This window comes from Natronomonas sp. (genome assembly GCF_036625485.1).
Classification (GTDB): Archaea; Halobacteriota; Halobacteria; order Halobacteriales; family Haloarculaceae; genus Natronomonas.
Window position 1 is genome coordinate 1 of the sequence record NZ_JAZKTR010000037.1, and the last position, 17,771, is coordinate 17,771.

At 68.2% G+C, this 17,771-nt stretch carries 17 protein-coding genes; 9 read left to right on the plus strand and 8 right to left on the minus strand.

Features of this window, described 5'->3' with window-relative positions; translation table 11 throughout:
* Positions 1-132: 132 nt before the first annotated feature.
* Positions 133-1,101 carry an AAA family ATPase gene (locus V5A53_RS05610; protein ID WP_332312594.1) on the minus strand — a complete coding sequence of 323 codons (969 nt, stop codon included), beginning with the start codon at positions 1,099-1,101 and terminating at the stop codon, positions 133-135.
* Positions 1,102-1,206: 105 nt separating this feature from the next.
* Here V5A53_RS05610 and V5A53_RS05615 point away from each other — a divergent pair, with 105 nt between their 5' ends.
* The 3 genes from V5A53_RS05615 (at position 1,207) to V5A53_RS05625 (ending at position 3,802) form a co-directional block, all read left to right on the plus strand.
* Positions 1,207-2,178 carry an ornithine cyclodeaminase family protein gene (locus V5A53_RS05615; protein ID WP_332312595.1) on the plus strand — a complete coding sequence of 324 codons (972 nt, stop codon included), beginning with the start codon at positions 1,207-1,209 and terminating at the stop codon, positions 2,176-2,178.
* Between the two features lie 80 nt (positions 2,179-2,258).
* Positions 2,259-3,314 (plus strand): S1C family serine protease, encoded by a 1,056-nt coding sequence (locus tag V5A53_RS05620; protein ID WP_332312596.1) that lies wholly within the window; start codon positions 2,259-2,261, stop codon positions 3,312-3,314.
* Between the two features lie 65 nt (positions 3,315-3,379).
* Positions 3,380-3,802 (plus strand): hypothetical protein, encoded by a 423-nt coding sequence (locus V5A53_RS05625; RefSeq protein ID WP_332312597.1) that lies wholly within the window; start codon positions 3,380-3,382, stop codon positions 3,800-3,802.
* A 228-nt stretch (positions 3,803-4,030) separates the two neighbouring features.
* Here the strand turns inward: V5A53_RS05625 and V5A53_RS05630 are convergent, their stop codons facing one another.
* Genes V5A53_RS05630 through V5A53_RS05645 form a run of 4 tightly spaced genes read right to left on the minus strand, consistent with a single transcriptional unit; the run spans position 4,031 to position 7,399 of the window.
* Complete coding sequence (locus V5A53_RS05630; RefSeq protein ID WP_332312598.1) at positions 4,031-4,654, minus strand: DUF7519 family protein; 624 nt, start codon at positions 4,652-4,654, stop codon at positions 4,031-4,033.
* Entirely contained in the window at positions 4,651-5,910 is a 1,260-nt protein-coding gene (locus tag V5A53_RS05635; protein WP_332312599.1) for a DUF58 domain-containing protein, read from the minus strand. The genes V5A53_RS05630 and V5A53_RS05635 overlap by 4 nt, the downstream gene beginning before the upstream one ends.
* The gene (locus tag V5A53_RS05640; protein ID WP_332312600.1) at positions 5,907-6,446 is read right to left on the minus strand and encodes a DUF7269 family protein; all 540 of its coding nucleotides are present in this window, start codon (positions 6,444-6,446) and stop codon (positions 5,907-5,909) included. Before V5A53_RS05640 ends, V5A53_RS05635 begins: the two co-directional genes overlap by 4 nt.
* Positions 6,446-7,399 carry a DUF4129 domain-containing protein gene (locus V5A53_RS05645; RefSeq protein ID WP_332312601.1) on the minus strand — a complete coding sequence of 318 codons (954 nt, stop codon included), beginning with the start codon at positions 7,397-7,399 and terminating at the stop codon, positions 6,446-6,448. The genes V5A53_RS05640 and V5A53_RS05645 overlap by 1 nt, the downstream gene beginning before the upstream one ends.
* Before the next feature lie 172 nt (positions 7,400-7,571).
* Between V5A53_RS05645 and V5A53_RS05650 the strand changes: the two genes are divergently transcribed.
* Both V5A53_RS05650 and V5A53_RS05655 read left to right on the plus strand, forming a co-directional pair.
* Positions 7,572-9,014, plus strand: a complete 1,443-nt coding sequence (locus V5A53_RS05650) for an MATE family efflux transporter (RefSeq protein WP_332312602.1) — start codon at positions 7,572-7,574, stop codon at positions 9,012-9,014.
* Positions 9,015-9,105: 91 nt separating this feature from the next.
* Entirely contained in the window at positions 9,106-9,675 is a 570-nt protein-coding gene (locus V5A53_RS05655) for a hypothetical protein (RefSeq protein ID WP_332312603.1), read from the plus strand.
* A gap of 39 nt (positions 9,676-9,714) precedes the next feature.
* On the opposite strand, the gene V5A53_RS05660 is transcribed toward V5A53_RS05655, so the two are convergent.
* Both V5A53_RS05660 and V5A53_RS05665 read right to left on the minus strand, forming a co-directional pair.
* Complete coding sequence (locus V5A53_RS05660) at positions 9,715-12,207, minus strand: efflux RND transporter permease subunit (protein WP_332312604.1); 2,493 nt, start codon at positions 12,205-12,207, stop codon at positions 9,715-9,717.
* Complete coding sequence (locus V5A53_RS05665) at positions 12,204-13,760, minus strand: COG1361 S-layer family protein (RefSeq protein WP_332312605.1); 1,557 nt, start codon at positions 13,758-13,760, stop codon at positions 12,204-12,206. The genes V5A53_RS05660 and V5A53_RS05665 overlap by 4 nt, the downstream gene beginning before the upstream one ends.
* Positions 13,761-13,926: 166 nt before the next feature.
* On the opposite strand from V5A53_RS05665, the gene V5A53_RS05670 reads away from it, so the two are divergent.
* A complete protein-coding gene (locus tag V5A53_RS05670; RefSeq protein WP_332312606.1) occupies positions 13,927-14,520 on the plus strand; it encodes a TetR/AcrR family transcriptional regulator in 594 nt (197 codons plus the stop codon).
* A gap of 93 nt (positions 14,521-14,613) precedes the next feature.
* Positions 14,614-15,471 carry a hypothetical protein gene (locus tag V5A53_RS05675; RefSeq protein WP_332312607.1) on the plus strand — a complete coding sequence of 286 codons (858 nt, stop codon included), beginning with the start codon at positions 14,614-14,616 and terminating at the stop codon, positions 15,469-15,471.
* Positions 15,472-15,480: 9 nt separating this feature from the next.
* Here the strand turns inward: V5A53_RS05675 and V5A53_RS05680 are convergent, their stop codons facing one another.
* Complete coding sequence (locus V5A53_RS05680) at positions 15,481-16,587, minus strand: pyridoxal phosphate-dependent aminotransferase (RefSeq protein ID WP_332312608.1); 1,107 nt, start codon at positions 16,585-16,587, stop codon at positions 15,481-15,483.
* 99 nt (positions 16,588-16,686) lie between these two features.
* On the opposite strand from V5A53_RS05680, the gene V5A53_RS05685 reads away from it, so the two are divergent.
* Both V5A53_RS05685 and V5A53_RS05690 read left to right on the plus strand, forming a co-directional pair.
* Complete coding sequence (locus V5A53_RS05685; RefSeq protein WP_332312609.1) at positions 16,687-17,196, plus strand: CinA family protein; 510 nt, start codon at positions 16,687-16,689, stop codon at positions 17,194-17,196.
* 61 nt (positions 17,197-17,257) lie between these two features.
* Positions 17,258-17,746, plus strand: a complete 489-nt coding sequence (locus V5A53_RS05690; protein WP_332312610.1) for a metal-dependent hydrolase — start codon at positions 17,258-17,260, stop codon at positions 17,744-17,746.
* Positions 17,747-17,771: the final 25 nt, after the last annotated feature.

The following is a 17,771-nucleotide window of genomic DNA, read 5'->3' on the forward strand; positions in this document are numbered from 1 at the left end:
CATCGGCCCCTCGATGTACTCCGCGTCGTCCGTGGCTGTCGCCATCTACTCCTCGCTTCGTCGTTTCTGCGGATAAGGGTTCGGTCAGCGGGGTGAAAGTGAAGCGAGAACGGCCCGGTCGCGGCCGCAGTCTCACTCGACGGTCGGAACGGGCACGGAGTCGAGGGTGTCCGCGACCACGTCGGCCTTGCTGACGCCGGAGACGGTGGCGTCGGCGGTCAGGACGATGCGGTGGGCGAAGACGGGTTGGATGCTGTCGGCGATGTGGTCGGGGGTGACGAACTCCCGCCCCTCGATGACTGCGCGGGCACGCGATGCTTCGAAAAGGCGCTGGATGCCGCGTGGCGAGACGCCCACGTCAACGCGGCCGTCCTCGCGGGTCGCCCGTCCGAGTTCGGCCATGTAGGTCAGCAGGTCGTCGTCGACACGGACGTTCTCGGGGGCTTCCCGGAGGCGGTCGACCGCGTCGGCGTCGATGATGGGGTTGATGCTCGGACTGCGTTCGAGGCGGCCCGCCCGGCGCCGGAGCAGTTCCACCTCACCGTCGAGGTCCGGATAGCCCATCGACGTCTTGACGATAAAGCGGTCGAGTTGCGCCTCGGGAAGCGGGAAGGTCCCCTCCTGTTCGACGGGGTTCTGGGTGGCGATGACGAAGAACGGGGAGGGGAGCGGGTGGGTGTCGCCGTCGACGGTGACCTGACCCTCCTCCATGGCTTCCAGCAGGGCGGCCTGCGTCTTCGGCGGCGCGCGGTTGATCTCGTCGGCCAGCACCACGTTGGCGAAGATGGGTCCCGGCGAGAACTCGAAGTCGCGGTCCTTCTCGTCGAAGACGTTGGTGCCGGTCACGTCGCTGGGGAGGAGGTCGGGCGTGAACTGGATGCGGGAGAACTCCAGGCCGAGCGCCGTCGCGAGGGTCCGTGCGGTCAGCGTCTTGCCGGTGCCCGGCACGTCCTCGACGAGGACGTGGCCGCGGGCCAGGACGGCGACGAGCAGGTGCTCGAAGAAGGCCTCGTCGCCGATGACCGTCTCCCCGATGGCGTCGACGACGGCCCGGCAGGTGTCGGAGGCGGCATCGATAGAGGGTGTCTCTGCGGGGTCCATACCACGTGCCGGGCAGCGATGGGCCAAAGGTCTTGGGTGGTGACGGGGTTTCCGACTCGCCGCAGGGCGCGTCAGGGCTATGCCACCGGCCGCCCAACGGCCGGCATGCTCGTCCTCTCGCAGTCCGACGTGGCGGAGGTGTGTTCGTTCGACGCCATGCTCGAAGTGGTCGCCGACGCCTTTCGGGCGCAGGGCCGTGGGGCCGTCGAACGCCCCGAACGCCCGCATTTCCCGGTCGGAAAGGGCCGTGACGGCGAGGAACCGCCCGGTACCGGCCTCGCGATGCCGGCCTACATCCACGGCAACGACTACTACGCGACGAAACTCGCGAGCGTCTTCCCCGGCAACGAGGCTCGGGGACTCCCGACCGTGCAGGCGCAGTTACAGCTCTCGGACGCCGAGACGGGCACGCCGGCAGCCTACATGGCGGCGACGCATCTCACGGCCGTCCGAACGGGCTGTATCGCCGGCCTCGCGGCCCGCGAGTTGGCCGTCGAGGGGCCGGTTCGTCTCGGCGTCGTCGGCGCGGGGGCGGTCGCTCGCGCGAGCACCCGCGCTATCGCCGCGGCGACCGACCTCGAATCGGTCAGCGTCTACTCGCCGAGCGCGTCGAAGGATGCCTTCGCGGCGGACCTGTCTGGGGTCGCCGACGAGGTGCGAGCGGTCGACTCGGCCGAAGCCGCCGTCGAATCCGCCACGGTCGTCGTGACGGCGACGACCAGCGAGACGCCGGTCTTCGACGGCGAGGCGCTCGAGGCGGGCCCCCTCGTCGTCGCGCTCGGTGCCTACACGCCCGACATGCAGGAGATCGACGCCACGACTGTCCGGAATGCGGTTCGAATATTCGGTGACGTCCCCGAGGAAGTCGCCGAAACGGGCGATATGCGGGACGTGGGCGTCGACGCGTCGGCAATCGTCCCCTTCGCGTCGGTGCTGTCAGGAGAGGCTGGCCGTGAGTCGCCCAGTGAGATCCTGCTGGTCGACAGCGTCGGGTCGGCCGTACTCGACGCCGCGGCAGCCGAACACGTCTACGAGGAAGCCGCGGCGACGGGCGTAGGTCGGGAAATCGAGCTGTAGACGACTCGTCGTCGCTTGCGGCCGGCGCTATCGTGTGCCGCGTCCGAAGATGGTTTTCCGGATGCCGCCTAACGCGGGGTATGGACCAGCCAACGCGCCGGCGCTTTCTCGCGGGGGTTGCGGGAGCGGCTACCGGCTTTGCAGGGTGTTCGACCGGCCGCCGTCAGTCACCCGACCCGGTCGAGGTCCCCCAGCAGGAGGCCCCGAGCGATTCACAGTACGCCGCGGTCTACGACGCCACCATCGATTCGGTCGCCTTCGTCGGCGACGAAACCGGCGGCGGTTCCGGGTTCGTCTACGACGGCTACGTCGTCACGAACCAGCACGTCGCCCGCAGTGCCGAGAGCATGGACGTCCGCTTCGAGGGCGGCGAGTGGCGAGAGGCCGGCGTCACCGCGACGGACGTCTACGCCGACCTCGCGGTGCTGTCGACGAACGTCCCGGACTACGCCAGCCCGCTTTCCTTCGTCGATAGCGTGCCGGCGGTCGGCAGCGAGGTCGTGGCTCTGGGCAGCCCATTCGGCCTCGAATCATCGGTCTCGGCCGGCATCATCAGCGGCAAGAACCGCTCGCTGCAGAACCCCGTGACGAACTTCTCGATTCCGAACACCGTCCAGACGGACGCGGGCCTGGATCCCGGCAACAGCGGCGGCCCGCTGGTGACGATGGACGGCGAGGTGACCGGAATCAACGTCGCGGGCGCGGGCACGAGCGTCGGCTTCGCCATCTCGCCGCTTCTGGCGGCTCGGGTACTGCCGGAACTCATCGAGACGGGCAACTACGACCACCCGTTCCTCGGGATCACGCTGCTTACGGTGACCCCGGCAGTCGCGGAGGCCAACGACCTCGATACCACGCGTGGCATCCTCGTCATCGACATCCTCGATTCGGGCCCTTCGAACCAGACCCTGCAGGGCTCCGATGGCGAAACGACCGTCGACGGCCGGCCCGTCCCGACCGGCGGGGACGTACTCGTCGAACTGGCGGGCAACGAGATCCGGACGGGCGCCGATCTCGGGACGACGCTGGCGCTGGAACTCTCGCCCGGCGACCGCGTCCCCGCGACGGTCATCCGTGACGGCGAGCGACGGGAGATTCAGGTCCCCATCGGCTCCCGGCCGGAACCCAACCGATAGTCGACGGCGCCTCGTTTTGATGGTCTTGTCAATATCTCCTTTAGACAGGCTTCGAACCGCCGTGTATGGACAAACCCACGTTCGACCGACGGAGCCTGTTGCAGACGACGGGAGCGCTGGTCGGCGCCAGCGCACTCGGTATCATCGGCAGCGGAGCGGCCGCCGCTGAAACCGAGGCATCGACCGTAGAAACGACGGCCGGCAAGACCACCGTCCAGTTCGACAAGAGCGACCCACAGGAAATCTACGTCGACCTCGAGATGACCTTCGAGAACGCCGACGGCGAGGAGGTCACCGAGACGCCGACGCTCTACGGCGAGGTGATTCGCCCGGTCGACGACGATGGCACCTTCGTCGAGGACGTTCCCGTCATCCTCACCTACACGCCCTACGGCGACCTTTATAAGCCGCTCAACGGCGGCGACAGCACCGCGACGGACGGCATCGCCGAAACCGCCGTCGTCGTCGGCGTCGAAACGACGGTCTAAGTCCCGTCTCAGTTTCTGAATCCCGTCCGACTTTTAAGTACCACCCCGCCAATCCCTCCGCTACTGGCTGGAAAGCCAGCGTGCCCCCACTTGGCGGGTATTCCCCACCCCCCGAAACGGTCCGCTCCTTGTCGGACCGTTCTTTTCACCCTTTCAGCGGCGCGCCTCGGACGTCGACCGGCGCGGATTTATAAACAAAGACGCGGCCAGCGATGTCCGGGGTCGGCCTCACCCCCGAAGCGCGGTGAGCAGGAGGACGCCACCGAGCAGGAGGAAGACGAGCGCGGTCGTCGGTTGGCCGCCCGCCGCGACGAGGTAGCCGCCGAAGGCGATGGCGCCGGCGGACCCGGTGACGGCGAGGGTCCCGGCGGCGTGGACGAGTTCGTTCCGCGAGGTGCGGGCTTCGCGGCCGACGTGGCGACCCAGGCCGATGCCGTGATCGGCGACATCCCACGCGCTCGTGGTGAGGACGGCGCCCCCGACCAGCGGCGCAACCGGCGCGCCCGTGGCGCCCCCGGCGACCAGCGCGAGCGCGAAACACCCGCCAGCCAGCCCACACAGGCGGGTCGACGCGCGAGCCAGCGACGCCAGCAGGGCGGCGACGCCGAGCAGTGTGACGGCGCCGGACAGCGGCGACCCGGCCGCGAGGAAGGCCGCGGCGACGGTCCCGAGCGCCAGCGCTAGCCCCGTCGAGAGCCGCGGCGGGGCGTCGGTCGGTTCGGCAGCGTCGACCGGCGCCTCAGCGTCCGCTGGCGGTTCGCCTCCCGCGTCGCGTCCATCCTCGCGGTCGCCCGCGGTATCGGCTTCCGGCGGTGGCGTTCCGCCGCTGGATGCGGACCGTGTGTCGCTCATCGCGACCACCGCCCGGCGACCCGGTCGGCGGCGACCGCGAACGGTTCCTCGGGTGCCCAATCGAGGACGCGAACCCCGCCGCGTCGGAGGTCGGCCAGCCGCAGGTCCCGCTCGATGCCGACGAGTTCGCCGCCGAGGGTGGCCCCGGTGGTCGGGTCCGGCGAGATGACGGTCACCAGATGGCCGAGCGCGTCGAACCGCTTTGCCAACTGGATCGGCGGCTCGTCGACACACGGCGAGACGAGCATGACCTGTGCGTCGGCGGGGAGTCGCTGGCGGAACTTCCAGCGCCACAGCCGCGGGATGAACTGACGGTCGGCGGCGGCCGGCGTCGGCCCGAACGCGGGGTCGGTCGCCAGCAGTTCCCGCAACTGCGCGCGGTGGGCCGTTCCGCTGCCGGGCGAAAGCCACGAATACAGCGGCGAGAAGGCGGTCGCGCCGACGCGGTCGCCGTTCGATAGCAGCGCATCCGCCAGTCCCGCGGTCGCCTCGATACCGCGTTCGACCGCGCCCTCGGCCTCGGGTGCGGGGGCCGCGTAGGCCGGCGCGCGGGTATCGACCACGAACACGACCGTCGCGGCCCGCTCCTCGCGGAGTTCGAGCGTCGCCAGTTCGCCGGTCCGGGCCGCCCGGTTCCAGTCGACGCGGGCCTGTGGGTCGCCACGACGGTACTCCCGGACGGCGTGGAACTCGATGCCGGACCCACCGATATCGGTCGGGACGCGCCCCGAGTAGGGCGTCGTGAGGCCGCGAAGCGGGAGGTCGGCGCCGCTCTCGAAATCCGGGACACAGCGGAGCGTCGTCTCGGCAGCGATGGTCGTCTCGATCTCGTGGGCGCCCATCGGGTCGCGGGCGATGGCCGTCAGCCGTCGCCAGTCGTGGTCGCCCCGGGAGGCACGGACGGTGTAGGCGAACGTGGCTGCGGCACCCGGCCGCAGGGCGGTCGCATGTCTCGCGGGACCGTCGACGACGGCCAGACCGTCGGGCACCTGGTCGACGAGCCGGAGGTCATAGAGGGTCTCCCCCTCGTTGGTGACGGTCACCTCGACGCGAACCTCCGCTTCGGGTGCCGGCGTCGGGTTTTCGACGGTCCGTTCGACCCGAAGTGATGGTCGTGGCGGGGCGGAAGCGCGAGCCGCCAGCACCCCGGCAGCGACGGCGCCCGCGACGAGGAGGCCCGAGGCGCGGAAGAAGACCCCGGCACCGACGACCACCAGGGCGAGGCCGCCGAGGCCGAGCCATCGGTTGGTCCTCATCGGCCGCCGCGCACCTCCCGGAGCGCATCCAGCGTATGGCGGACGAACACGCGCGTCGTCGACCGGCGGCGGAAGAGCTGTCGAACCTGTAGCCGCGGCGGAATCCGCATCGGTTCGGCGAGGTACCCGGCGGCGACCTCGTCGTCGGTCCACGTGCCCTCGTCGACGGCCTGCCGGGCGGCTTCGGGTCGATAGCCCCCGTTGGCGACGAGCACCTTGGCCGTCACCTCCCGAAGGCGGTGGCGTATCTGACCGCGACGTTCGGCGCCCTCGGTCCCGGTGGCGGCGAGGTCGGCGTCGACGTCCTCGCCGGGGACCGTCGACCGATATCCGGGTTCCGGCGGGTCGACGTCCGCGGCTTTCCGGAGCGTTCCGCGACGGCGTCGGAGGTATTCGAGGCCGACGACGACCGTGAGGCCGCCGATACCGCTGACGACGACCGAGCCGAGCGGGAGGGCGTTCGCGAACGCCTGGAACCACACCATCCCGATACCGAGTGTTGTGGCAAGCAGGCCGGCGAGCGCGCGCCGACGCATCAGGCCTCACCTCCGTAGGTCTCCTCGATGTGTCGGAGCGTCTCGACGGCCCGGCGCTCGCGTGCTTCGGTCGCGTCGAAACCGCCGTACCGAACCGTCTCGAAGAGGTCGGTCAACTCGGCGACGTCGTCGGGATTCATCCCGGCCGCGATCGCGGCGTTGGCGAACTCTCCTGGCGTCGTCGCGTCGGGATGCTCGACGGCCAACTCGTCGGTCATCTCCCGCCAAGCGCGGTAGACCTCGTTTTCGGCGGCGGCGTCGGCCTCGATGCGGTCGGCGGCCGTGCCGGCGACGCGACCGACGGCGGCGACGTCCTCGTCGTCGACTGCCGGTTCGAGTTCGGGTTCCTCGTCCGGTATGTCGTCGCCGCGGGCGCCGATGACCGCGACGACCGCGACGGCGACCGCGAGGACGAAAAGCAGCGCCACGAGCACGCTGGGCGACGAGAGGGTCTCGGCGGCGACCTCGTCGAAGCCGCCACCGCCGCCCCCCTCGGCGACCGAACTACCGTTGGGGTCGGTTATCCCTGGCGTTGCTGTCGTCGATTCGTTCTCTGGCGGGTCTGGCGAGGGACAGGTCGCCAGCGTCCCCCAGATGATGGCGACGGGGACGACTGCGGCGAGACAGACGGCGCCGCCGGCGAGTTTCGAGTCGGTCGCTCGCGTCACGAGGGTGAACAGGGCGACGAAGAGGCCGAGCAGCGCGAGGAGGGCTGGTGGTTCGGCGAGGACGGGCCAACAGGCGGCGACCGGTGACCCGTCGTCGACAGGGCCGGTCGACCTGTTCTGTTCGGGTTCCGGCGTCCGTGGGCTGTCGTCGCCGACGCCAGCGTCGCTGCCGCCGTATCCGGAGCCACCGGGGGTGACGGTCGAATCCAGCGTCGCGGCTGCCAGCCCTAACGAGATGATCGCGAAGAGGGCGAGGGCAAGCGGGAGGGCGCGGTCGCGGTCCACGCCCGCCGTTACGGGCCGACTCTCAAAAGGATTCGTGCTGATCTCGGCGATTTCCGACCCGTCGAGGCCCGATGGCGCCGTCGTGGCCTGTAGAATACCCGTCGAGACCCGATACAGGCGCTTTCGATTCGATAGGCATTTGACTGACTGACCGGTCAGTTAACCTGTCGCTGTGTCTCTCGTTCCGAATCCCGTTCGATTGGCGATACTCGCTATCGGCCTCGCGTTGGCGCGCGTCGGCCTCATCACCGAACAGCGGGCGCGCCGGACGACCGAACTCGCGTGGCCGCGGGTCGTGACGGGTATCGCCAGGATGTCGAAAAACGCGGTCGACGTGGCGATGGTCGGCGTCGCCGTCGGGTCGGCAGCCATCGCCGGCGTCGGTATCGCCGGTCCCTTCTGGGGGCTGGCTTTCTCGGTCGGCGGCGGCATCGCCGGCGGTACGATCGCCCTCGTCAGCCAGCGGTTCGGCGCCGACGCCTACGAGGAGTTGGGGTTAGCGGTCCGCTCCAGCGTCTTCCTCGTCGTCGCCGCGACGCTGCCGCTTACTGCCGTCTTCTGGACCTTCTCGACGGAACTCATCGGCCTGCTGAGCAGTAGCGACGAGGTGGTCCGCCTCGGCGGTCAGTACCTCCGCATCGTCGGCCTCGGGGTGCCCTTCGCCGGCCTAAATCTCGTCGGCAGCCGCGTCCTCGTCGGCGCCGACGACTCCTATACCGCGATGATACTCCGAGCCGGTGGCGCCGTCGCCAACGTCGCCATCAACGCCGTCCTCATCTTCGGCCTCGGGTTGGGCGTCGAGGGGGCCGCCCTCGGAACCGTCCTCTCGAACGTCGGCGTCACCGCCTCCTTCGCCATCGGCCTCACTATCGGCCGCTTCCCGGGCGCCGGGGAGTTCCCGGTCACGGTCGACCCCCGAGGGAGCTACGTCGACGCCGGCAACATCGCCGACCTCGTCTCCATCGGTCTGCCCGTCATGGGGCGGAACCTCGTGTGGACCGTCGCGGAGTTCCCCATGTTCGCCATCCTCGACATCTTCGGACAGGACGTCGTCTCGGCGTTCGTCATCGCCCGCCGCATCTGGGGCCTGATGAACACCCCCGGCTGGGGCTTCGGACTGGCCTCCTCCAGTCTCGTCGGCCAGGAACTCGGCACGGGCGCGGAGGACATCGCCGAGGCCTACGGCCGCGAGATAATCCGCTTCTCCTTTGCCGTCTACGTCGTCTCGGCGGTACTCGTCTTCACCTTCGCCGACCCTATCGTCAACCTCTTCGTCGGCGACCCGACAGCACCCGAAATCCCCATCGCGATAACGCTCGTCCGGGTCGCCTGCGGCGCCATCCTCCTGCAGGGAATCTCGGGTGCAGCGGCGGGTCCGCTGGACGCCTCCGGCGACACCCGCTGGACGTTCATGAGCCAGGCGGTCGGCATGTTCGGCTGTTCGATTCCGCTGGTCTACATCGGTGCGACGACGTCACTGGGTATCTACGGCCTCTATCTGGCCTTTATCGCCGAAACGTCCGTTCCAGCGGTGCTGAACTACTACCGCTTCCACACGGGCAAGTGGAAGGCGAAAAGCCGCGAGTACCGGCCCGAAGCGGCGGCCGACGATTGACTGTCAAGGGGCCGTCTCGACGCCATTCGACCGATTCGACCCTGAAACGGCCAATGAAATTTTAAAGACCTGACCGAAATATCCCGGCAATATGGGCCTCGACGCCCCGGAGACGACGTCCATCGAGGAGACTTCCGGGACCGACAGGTTCGCCGAGCGTTTCGAGTGGAAAGAGACCGAGGGCCCGCGTTTCCTCGCCGCGTGGACGCTGGCCGTGATTCCCTATGCGGTCGTGGGACTCGTCGTCGTCGCTCTTCTCGCTGGTGCCGGCACCGCGGCCGCCGGTCCGATGGGCGACCGTGTGGCTTCGACCGTCGACGGCGTCGAACTGAACCCGCTATCGGACAACGGGTCCGAAACGGTCGCCGATTCCACGACGGTGACGGCGACGCCCACCGCCACAGCGACGGCGACACCGACAGCCACACCCACGCTGACACCGTCACCCACGCTGACTCCAACCGCAACTCCGACGCCGACCCCGACTCAAAGCCCCACACCAACGGCGACGCCCGAACCAACCCAAACTCCCACGTCCACGGAGACGGATGCCCCGTTACTTCCATTGTCTTCCCTTGGCTGGTCGAAATCTTCGATGTGGCCCCTCGTGATGGGACTGGGACTGATGGCGCTCGGCGTTCGGCGTACGGATATCGAATAACCGTCACGCCCGAGACTTCTTATAAATCCGGTAGCGTCCCTACGCCGAGGCCAGCGAGGGCACGCGGTCGCTCCGGTCGGCGACCCGTTCCCACGTCACGATGATGGACGGCAGGAATACGATCGAGCAGGCGTAGGCGTAGAAGACGCCGAGCGCGAGCAGGAGGCCGAACTCCTGAATCAGTGGGATGATGGCGAAGAACAGCGCGCCGAGGCCGAAGACGGTGGTCAGCATGCTGCCGGTGAGCGCGCCGCCGGTCCCCTGAATCGTCACCCGGAGCGCGTCGAAGACGTCGGTTCCGGGGTCGTACTCGTCGACGAACCGGTGCATGAAGTGGACGGCGTAGTCGACGCCGAGACCGATGGAGACGCCGAGTATCGGCGCGTTGATAGGCGAGAGCGCGACGCCGAAGTACCGCATCGACGCCGCCAGAAGCGCGACGGTCACGAGGATGGGCAGGAGGTTGACGATGCCGTAGACGGCCCGCCCCTCCAGCAGGCGGTAGGAGGCCATCAGGAACACCGCCGTCAGCAGGAAGGCGATGAGCAGGCTCTGGATAGCCGATTCGAGGATGACGTCGATGACGGCGGCGTTGACGATGAGGGTGCCGGTGGCGACGGCGTCCATCGGCATCCGGTCGGCGACCCGGCGAGCGTCGGCGACGACGGCGTCGTCGTCGGCACCGGATTTCAGCGTGAAGTCGATGCGGGCGCTGCCCCGGTCGGCGGCGAGGTATCGTCTGGCTTCGGCTTCGCCCGACGATTCGAGCAGTTCGTCGTAGACGGTGTCGACGTTGCGGTCGGGAACGCCGTTGCCCGTGTAATCGTTGCGCGCGACGAGCGTGGCGAACTCGGGGTCGCGGTCGGTCTGTGCGTCGATGACCGTGACGATGCTTCGGGCTTCGGCGGTGCCGTCGTCGGCGCGTTCGAAGGAGTCCGGTGGCTGTCTGGTCGCGCGATGGAGTCGTTCGAGCGAGTCGTCGTCCCGGACCGGTTCGTCGACGTATATCGTGACCGTATCGAACTGCCGACCGCCGAACTCGTCTTCGAGCAGGCGGATGGTCGTCGTGAAGGTGTACTCCGCGGGCGCGAACGGTTCCGGGAGGGCCTGATACTGCTCGACGCGGTCCTCGTCGGGGAAGAAGATCTCCTGTGAGAACTCCGCGTCGACGCCGGTGCCGTAGGCGCCCACGCCGCCGCCGCCGACCAGCGCGCCGACGAGGACGAAGGCCGGAGCGACGCGGGCCAACGAGACGCTGTATTCGAGGGTCCGGCCCATCAGCGACCCCTCCCGACCCAGCGGTGTCGTCCCGAAACTCGGGAAGCGGGGGATGCGGCCCCGGCCCCGGTCGGCGAGGACCTTCGCCGCCGGCAGGAACCCGCCGAAGGCCAAGAGCGTGATCGTGATTCCGAGTGCGGCGACGACGCCGAAATCCTGTAGGGAGCCGAGTGGGCTGGTGAGGTTAGCGGCGAAGCCGATGGCGGTCGTAATCGTCACGATGGTGAAGGCGACGAGCAACTGGTCGGTGGTCTGCCGCATCGCCGGTTCGATGTCCTCGCCCGCCGTTCTGGCCTCCCGGTATCTGTTGATAGTGTGGATGCCGAAGTCGATGCCCACCGCCAGCAGGAGCGGGAACAGCGGCACCATCACGTTCGAGAAGGGGATGCCGAGCCAGCCCATCAGCCCGAAGGTCCACAGCAACACGAGGCCGAGCGTTCCGAGCCCCAACAGCATGTCGATGGGGTCACGGTAGGCCAGAAGGAGGAAGCCGAGGATGAAAAGCATCGCCAGCGGGAAGACGATGATCGCGGTGTCGGTCAGCAGGGCGTTGAACTCGCTTTGGATGATGCCGCTGCCGAACAGGATGGCGTTCTCGCCGGGCTCGTTGCCCTCGACGGTGCCGACGACGTCGACGGTTCGTTCCTGCACGGTGACGACTTCACCGGTCGAGGCCGACTCCGGCAGGTCGTAGGTGATGCCGATGATGGTGCCGGTCGCGTGGCCGCGCGTCGGGTTGTAATCCGTCGATAGCTGGGGTTCGAGACGGCCCCGTGCGTCGGCGTCGGCGATGGCCGCCCGAAGTTCCCTGTCGGTCGCCGCCTCGACCGCGCGGCGCTGTTCCAGCGGCGTCTCCGCGGTCGGGTCGAGCTGTCGGGCGACGACGTTGGCGTGGCTGCTCGTGGAAGAGATCCGGAGGCTGCCGTGGTCTTCGAGCCGGTGTTGGGTCTCCAGGATGCGGACCAGTGCCCCCCGTGAGAGGACGTTATCGTCCTGAACGATGAGGGTCCCGGCGGTGGCCGAACCCCCGATGGTGCCCGCGAACTCCTCGTCGATCTCCTCCTGGGCCTGCTGGGCTTCGACGTCCTCCGTGAACTGGTCGGTGTCGGCCTGGGTCGATATCATCCCGAGTCCCGGGACCATGAGCGCGGTCACCGCGAGGAACGCGACGATGACGAGCCCCGGCCGCTCGACGATGACGCGGTCGATTCGCTCGACGACCGACCCGTTAGTGCCGCCCTCGGCGTCGCTCATCGTCGCCGGGCGAGTGCGACGCCGAGGATGAGTGCGACGGGAATCACGAGCGGCGACAGCGAGCCGTCACCGTCGGTGGATTCGGTCACCTGCACCGGCAACTGTGAGACCTCGGAGATACGTTCGTCACCGCGTGAGTCGGTGTACTGGAAGTCCATCTCGACCGAGTAGGTGTTCGGCATCGCGCTTCCGGCCGCCGAGAGTTCGAACTGCACGGTCGCCGTCTCGCCGGGTTCGAGTTCGTCGACGAACGACTCGTCGGTGCCGGTCGACAGCGGGCTGTCCGCATAGAGGTTGGCCGTGATGTCCGTCAGCGTCTCCTCGCGGTTGTTCGTGATGTCGACGGTCATCGTCTTCGAGCCGCCGGCTTCGATAGTCTCGTCGCCCTCGACGGTGATGACCGGTTCCCGAGGCTGGACCTCGATGCGGCTGGATTGTCGGTCGCTACGGAGTTCGGTCCCGTCGTCGGTGTATTCGATCACGAAGCCGAACTGTCGGGGACCGGGGTCGGCCTGCCCGCTGACCTCGGCGTCGAAGGCGAACTCGGCGGATTCGCCGGGTTCCAGTTCGGGGAGCGCGTATTCGCCCTCGCCGAGCGTGATGCGCTCGCTGCCGGTCGTGACGACGAGGACGCCGTCGTCGACGGCGGTCGGTCCCTCGTTGGTGACGGTACCGGTCACTTGACCCGTCGCGCCGACCGACAGCGTCGTCTCGACGCCGTCGACCGAGAAGGACTGCTCGGCGGCCGGCGTTAGCGACCCGACGGCCGGGCCGGCCTGTCGCTGGAGGCCATCGACCGTCCGGTACTCGAAGGTGGCTTCTATCGGCCGAGCGCCGCCGCCGACGGTCTCCGCGAGTCGGGCGTCGACGTCGACGGTCGCGGCCTCACCGGGTTCGAGGTCGCCGACGAAGGCCTCGGCAGCGCCGCCGTCGAGAGTGAGACCGCTGCTGCCGGTCAGTGTCGTTCGGACGGCGTTCGCGGATTCGCTGCCGACGTTCTCGACGGTGATCTCGGCCGTGCCGGAGGTTCCGGGCTGGACGTCGGCATCGACCGACGTGATCTCGAATCGGGGCTCCTCGGTCACCTCTATCTTGACGGTCCGGGTGACCGAATCGGAGTCCCGTCGGAGCGACCGCTGAGAGACGTATTCGGTGTAGGTGTAGCGAACCCGAACGTCGATCTCGTAGGTGCCCGGCTCGACGTCCTCGGGGACGACCAGTTCGACCGTGGTGGGAACCGACGACCCGTCGGGGATGGTCCCGACCGAGCGTCGACTCGTCCGTACGTCGAAGGGGCCTTCATCGGTGACGCCGACAGTTACGGACTTCGCGGTCAGCACGGCATCGGTCTGGGTCCCGGTCCCGAGGTCGCCGTCGTTGGCAATTTGCAGTTCGAGGACCGTTTCGCTGCCCGGCGATACCGTGTTGTCCGGCGCGTGGACCTCGATGTCGGGTTCGCCGGTGGTGATGTCGGCGGCGACCGGTCCGGCGGCGACCGACAGCACGGCGGCGACGGCGACTGCAATGACGACGACCGCGCGGTCACGCGACACGGGGTTCCCCCCGAATCGTGTTCCACCAGGTCGTCGAACGTGTCCCACCCCGCTGGATGCCCTCGTGGGCGTCCGATACAGAATGCATTAGCGATACTGTTTTATCGACGGACAATAATCGTTTTGATTGAATGTTCAATCAATACCGGGATGTAGGGGCCCGGCGGTGACCGACCTCTTCGAATCACCGGATTCGACCCGCGAAGAGATACTTGCGGCGGCCTACCGGGCGCTGTGTCGACACGGCTACGCGCCGCTGACCATCGAGAAGATCGGCGCGGAACTGGACAAGAGCACGTCGCTGGTCTACCACCACTACGAGGGCAAGGATGACCTGCTGTTGGCGTGTCTGGAGTTCATGCTCGACCAGTACGAGACCGAGTTCGTGGAGGCGGAGATAACCGACCCTAGGGGAACCCTCGAAGCGGCCTTCGACGACTTTCTCGACCCGGAGATGCCGGCCGAACGCCACGATTTCATCCGCGCGCTCGTCGAACTCCGGGGACAGGCCCCCCACGACGAACGCTACCGCGAGCAGTTCGGCCGGAGTGACCGCCTCTTCGAGCAACGCTTCGCCGATATCATCGAGGCCGGCATCGAAAGCGGCCAGTTCAGGGCGGTCGATGCCGACTCGGTCGCCGGGATGCTTCATACGCTCTTTTCGGGAGCCCTGATAAACCACGCGACCGCCGAGGACGAACGCCTGACGGCGCTCCGGGAAGAGATCGACGCCTACCTCGAAGCGCGACTGTACGCCTGACCGTCTACGTATTATCGGGTCGGCTCTCTCGGCCGACGGTCGACAACTGAGTCGCCCACAACCATCATGCCGGGGGCGCCTGTATCCGAACTGATGACGACCGACGAGGAGCTTCAGGCGGCTGCCTCGGCGCTCGCCGAGTCGGTCCTCGTGGTCGGCTACGGGGAGTCGGGCCGTCATGCGGCCGCCGAGGTCGCCGGTCGCGACGTCCCGGCCAGCGACGACGCCGAAACCCCCGATGCCGTCGTCCGGGCGGTCGACGGGACCGCCGACCCCTCGTCGGTCGCCGCCACCGCTCCTCCGGACGCTCCCCTCGACGTCGCCGTCGTCACCCTCCCGGACCGGCCGACCGACAGCGAACGCGACCTGCTGGCGGCTCTCGACGAACGGACCGACGCCGTCGTTCTCGCTCCGGGAACCGCCGGTGACGGCGACGCGCTCGCCGATGCCGTGGCGTCGTTCGTCTCGGTCGTCCGCGACCCCGGTTTCGTCAACCTCGACCTCGCGGACGCGCGGACGCTACTCGCCGAGGTCGACCGTGCAGCCCTCGGCATCGGAACCAGCGACGCGGGGACACCGGCGGAGGCCGTCGCCGCCGGGTTCGCCTCGCTACCGGCCGGCATCGAGACCGACCCCGCAAGCGGCGTCCTCGTCGATCTGCTCGGCGGCCCCGAGATGAGCGTCGAGGACGTCAGCGACGCGGTGACGGCCGTCCGCGGACGGGTCGGCCCCGACGCCCACGTCATCTGGGGCGGCGCCGTCGACCCGACACTCGAGGAGGCGGTTCGGGTCCGCCTCGTCGTCGCCGGCGTCGGCTCTTCGCGTGTGACGGCCGGTGACCCCTGTCCCCGCTGTGGGTCGCCGCTGTCGGCCTACACGCTCGGCTCTTCGGCGACGGTTTCGTGCGATAACTGCGGATTTGCCGGTGTCTCGGCCCGATTGCGGGACTGACGGATCGCGTCAGGAGAAATACGCGGCCAGTCGTTCGGCGGCCTCGTCGGTCCGCGGGGTCACCAGCGCGAAACGGAGCCAGTCGGCTCGAGACTCGCCGAAGGCATCGCCCGGCATCCCCGCGACGCCGGCTTCGTCGATGAGCCGTTCCGTGTTCGCCAGCGTGCCCGGGAAGTCCTCGAAACGTGCCATAACGTAGAAACTGCCCCGTGGGCGGGTGTACTGGGCGCCGGCCTCGTCGAGCGCCGCACAGAAGTTCCCGATACGTTCGTCGAGCATCCGGCGGTTCTTCTCGTAGTAGTCAGCGGACGTCTCCCGAAGCGCCTTCAGGACGGCGTACTGGGCGGGCCGCGACCCGGCGACGTTGACGAGCATGTGGCGAGTCCGAACCGCGTCCATCAGCCACTCGGGGAAGACGGCGTAGCCGACCCGGAAGCCGGTGATAGCCATCGATTTCGAGAAGGCGTTGGTGACGACGGCCTGCTCGGAATCGAAGGATAGCACGCTCTCGAAGGCGCCCTCGTCGTAGACGAAGTGGTCGTAGACCTCGTCGGAGACGAGCAAAGCGTTGTGGTCTTCAGCAATGCTTACGAGTTCTTCCTTCACGTCGCTACCGTAGACGGCGCCCGTCGGGTTGTTCGGCGAGTTGACGACGATGGCGGCGGTGTCGTCGCTGGCGGCAGCGCGGACATCCTCGGGGTCGAGGCTCCCCTCATCGTCGGCGGCGACGAAGCGGGGCGTGGCGTCCAGCATCTCCGTCCGCTTGTGGTAGTAAGGGTAGACGGGGTCGGTCAGGAGGATCTCGTCGCCGTCCAGTGCCTTCAGCGCGCAGGCCATCGCGAGGTAGTTGGCCTCGCCGGCGCCGTTGGTGATGATGACGCGGTCGACGTCGACGCCGCGGCGGGCGGCGATCTCCTCGCGGAGTTCCAGCAGGCCCTCGCTGGGTGGATACTGGAAGTCGTCGACGGGAGCGTCGGCGTACTCCTCGAGGCCGGTTCGGAGCGCCTCGGGGGCCTCCCAGTCGGGGTTCCCGGAGACCATATCGACGACGTCCCGGTCGGCCGAGTCGGCGTACTCCATGAGATGGAAGAACAGGGGCCGCTCGTAGTCGTCCATACGCCCGCTTGCGTGGCAGGCACCGTCGGTTTGTCGCTTTTCGATGGTGGCATCCGCTCCCCCGTCGATTTGAAGGGCTGGCCGGCCTTCTCTCCGGGCATGGCAATCGAGGAACGGGTCGGCGAGGTGCTGGCCGACCGCGGCGAATACGTGGCGACGGCCGAATCCTGTACCGGCGGGCTCATCGGGTCGCTCATCACCGACGTACCGGGGTCCAGCGACTACTTCGACCGGTCGATGGTGACCTACACCTACGACGCCAAACTCGAAGAGCTGGGCGTCCCGCGCGAGATTCTCGACGACGTCGGCGCGGTCAGCGAACCGGTCGCCCGGCAGATGGCTCGCGGAATCCGCGACGGCGCCGGCGTGACGTGGGGCGTCGCGACGACGGGTATCGCCGGTCCGACGGGCGGGACCGACGAGAAGCCGGTCGGTACGGTCTACATCGGCGTCGCACACGCCGCCGACTGGGGGACGGGCGACTCGTGGTGTGCGGTCGAACGCTACGTCTTCGACGGCTCGCGGACGGAGATCAAGCGACAGATCGCCGAGCAGGCCCTCGAAGACCTGCTCGATGCGGCCGAGCGGACCGACCCTCGTAGCGAGTAGCCCTGCGTCGGCGACCGCGCGGCGAACAGGCTTTTGAGGAGCCAGCGCGACTTCCCCGTCGATGGACAAAGAGGGCCACGTACTCAACGCGATTCTACTCGGCATCGGTCTCGGAATCGTCATCGAACCGTCGGGCACTATGGACACCTTACGGGCCGTCGTCGCGGTCACGATTCCGGTGACGCTCGGGGCGCTGTTTCCCGACGTCGACACGGCCTTCGGCAAGCATCGGAAAACCCTACACAACCTCCCGGTCATCATCGTCTTCGCCGCCTTCCCGTTCGTCTTCGAGAACCTCCAGTTCGTCTGGGTCGGCATCCTCACCCACTACGTGCTGGACTACCTCGGCAGTCGCCGGGGCATCGCGCTGTTCTACCCGCTTTCGAGCAGCGAGTACGGCTTCCCCTCGGGTGTCACCACCTCCAGCAAATACGCCAACGTCGTCACTATCGTCGTGACTATCGTCGAACTCGCCATCGCGGCGGCCATCATCCACGTCCTGCCGCAGTACGTCGACCTGAGCCAGTATGCGGCGATGTTGCCGGTCTAAGCGAACCAACCTTTCTGTAATAAGC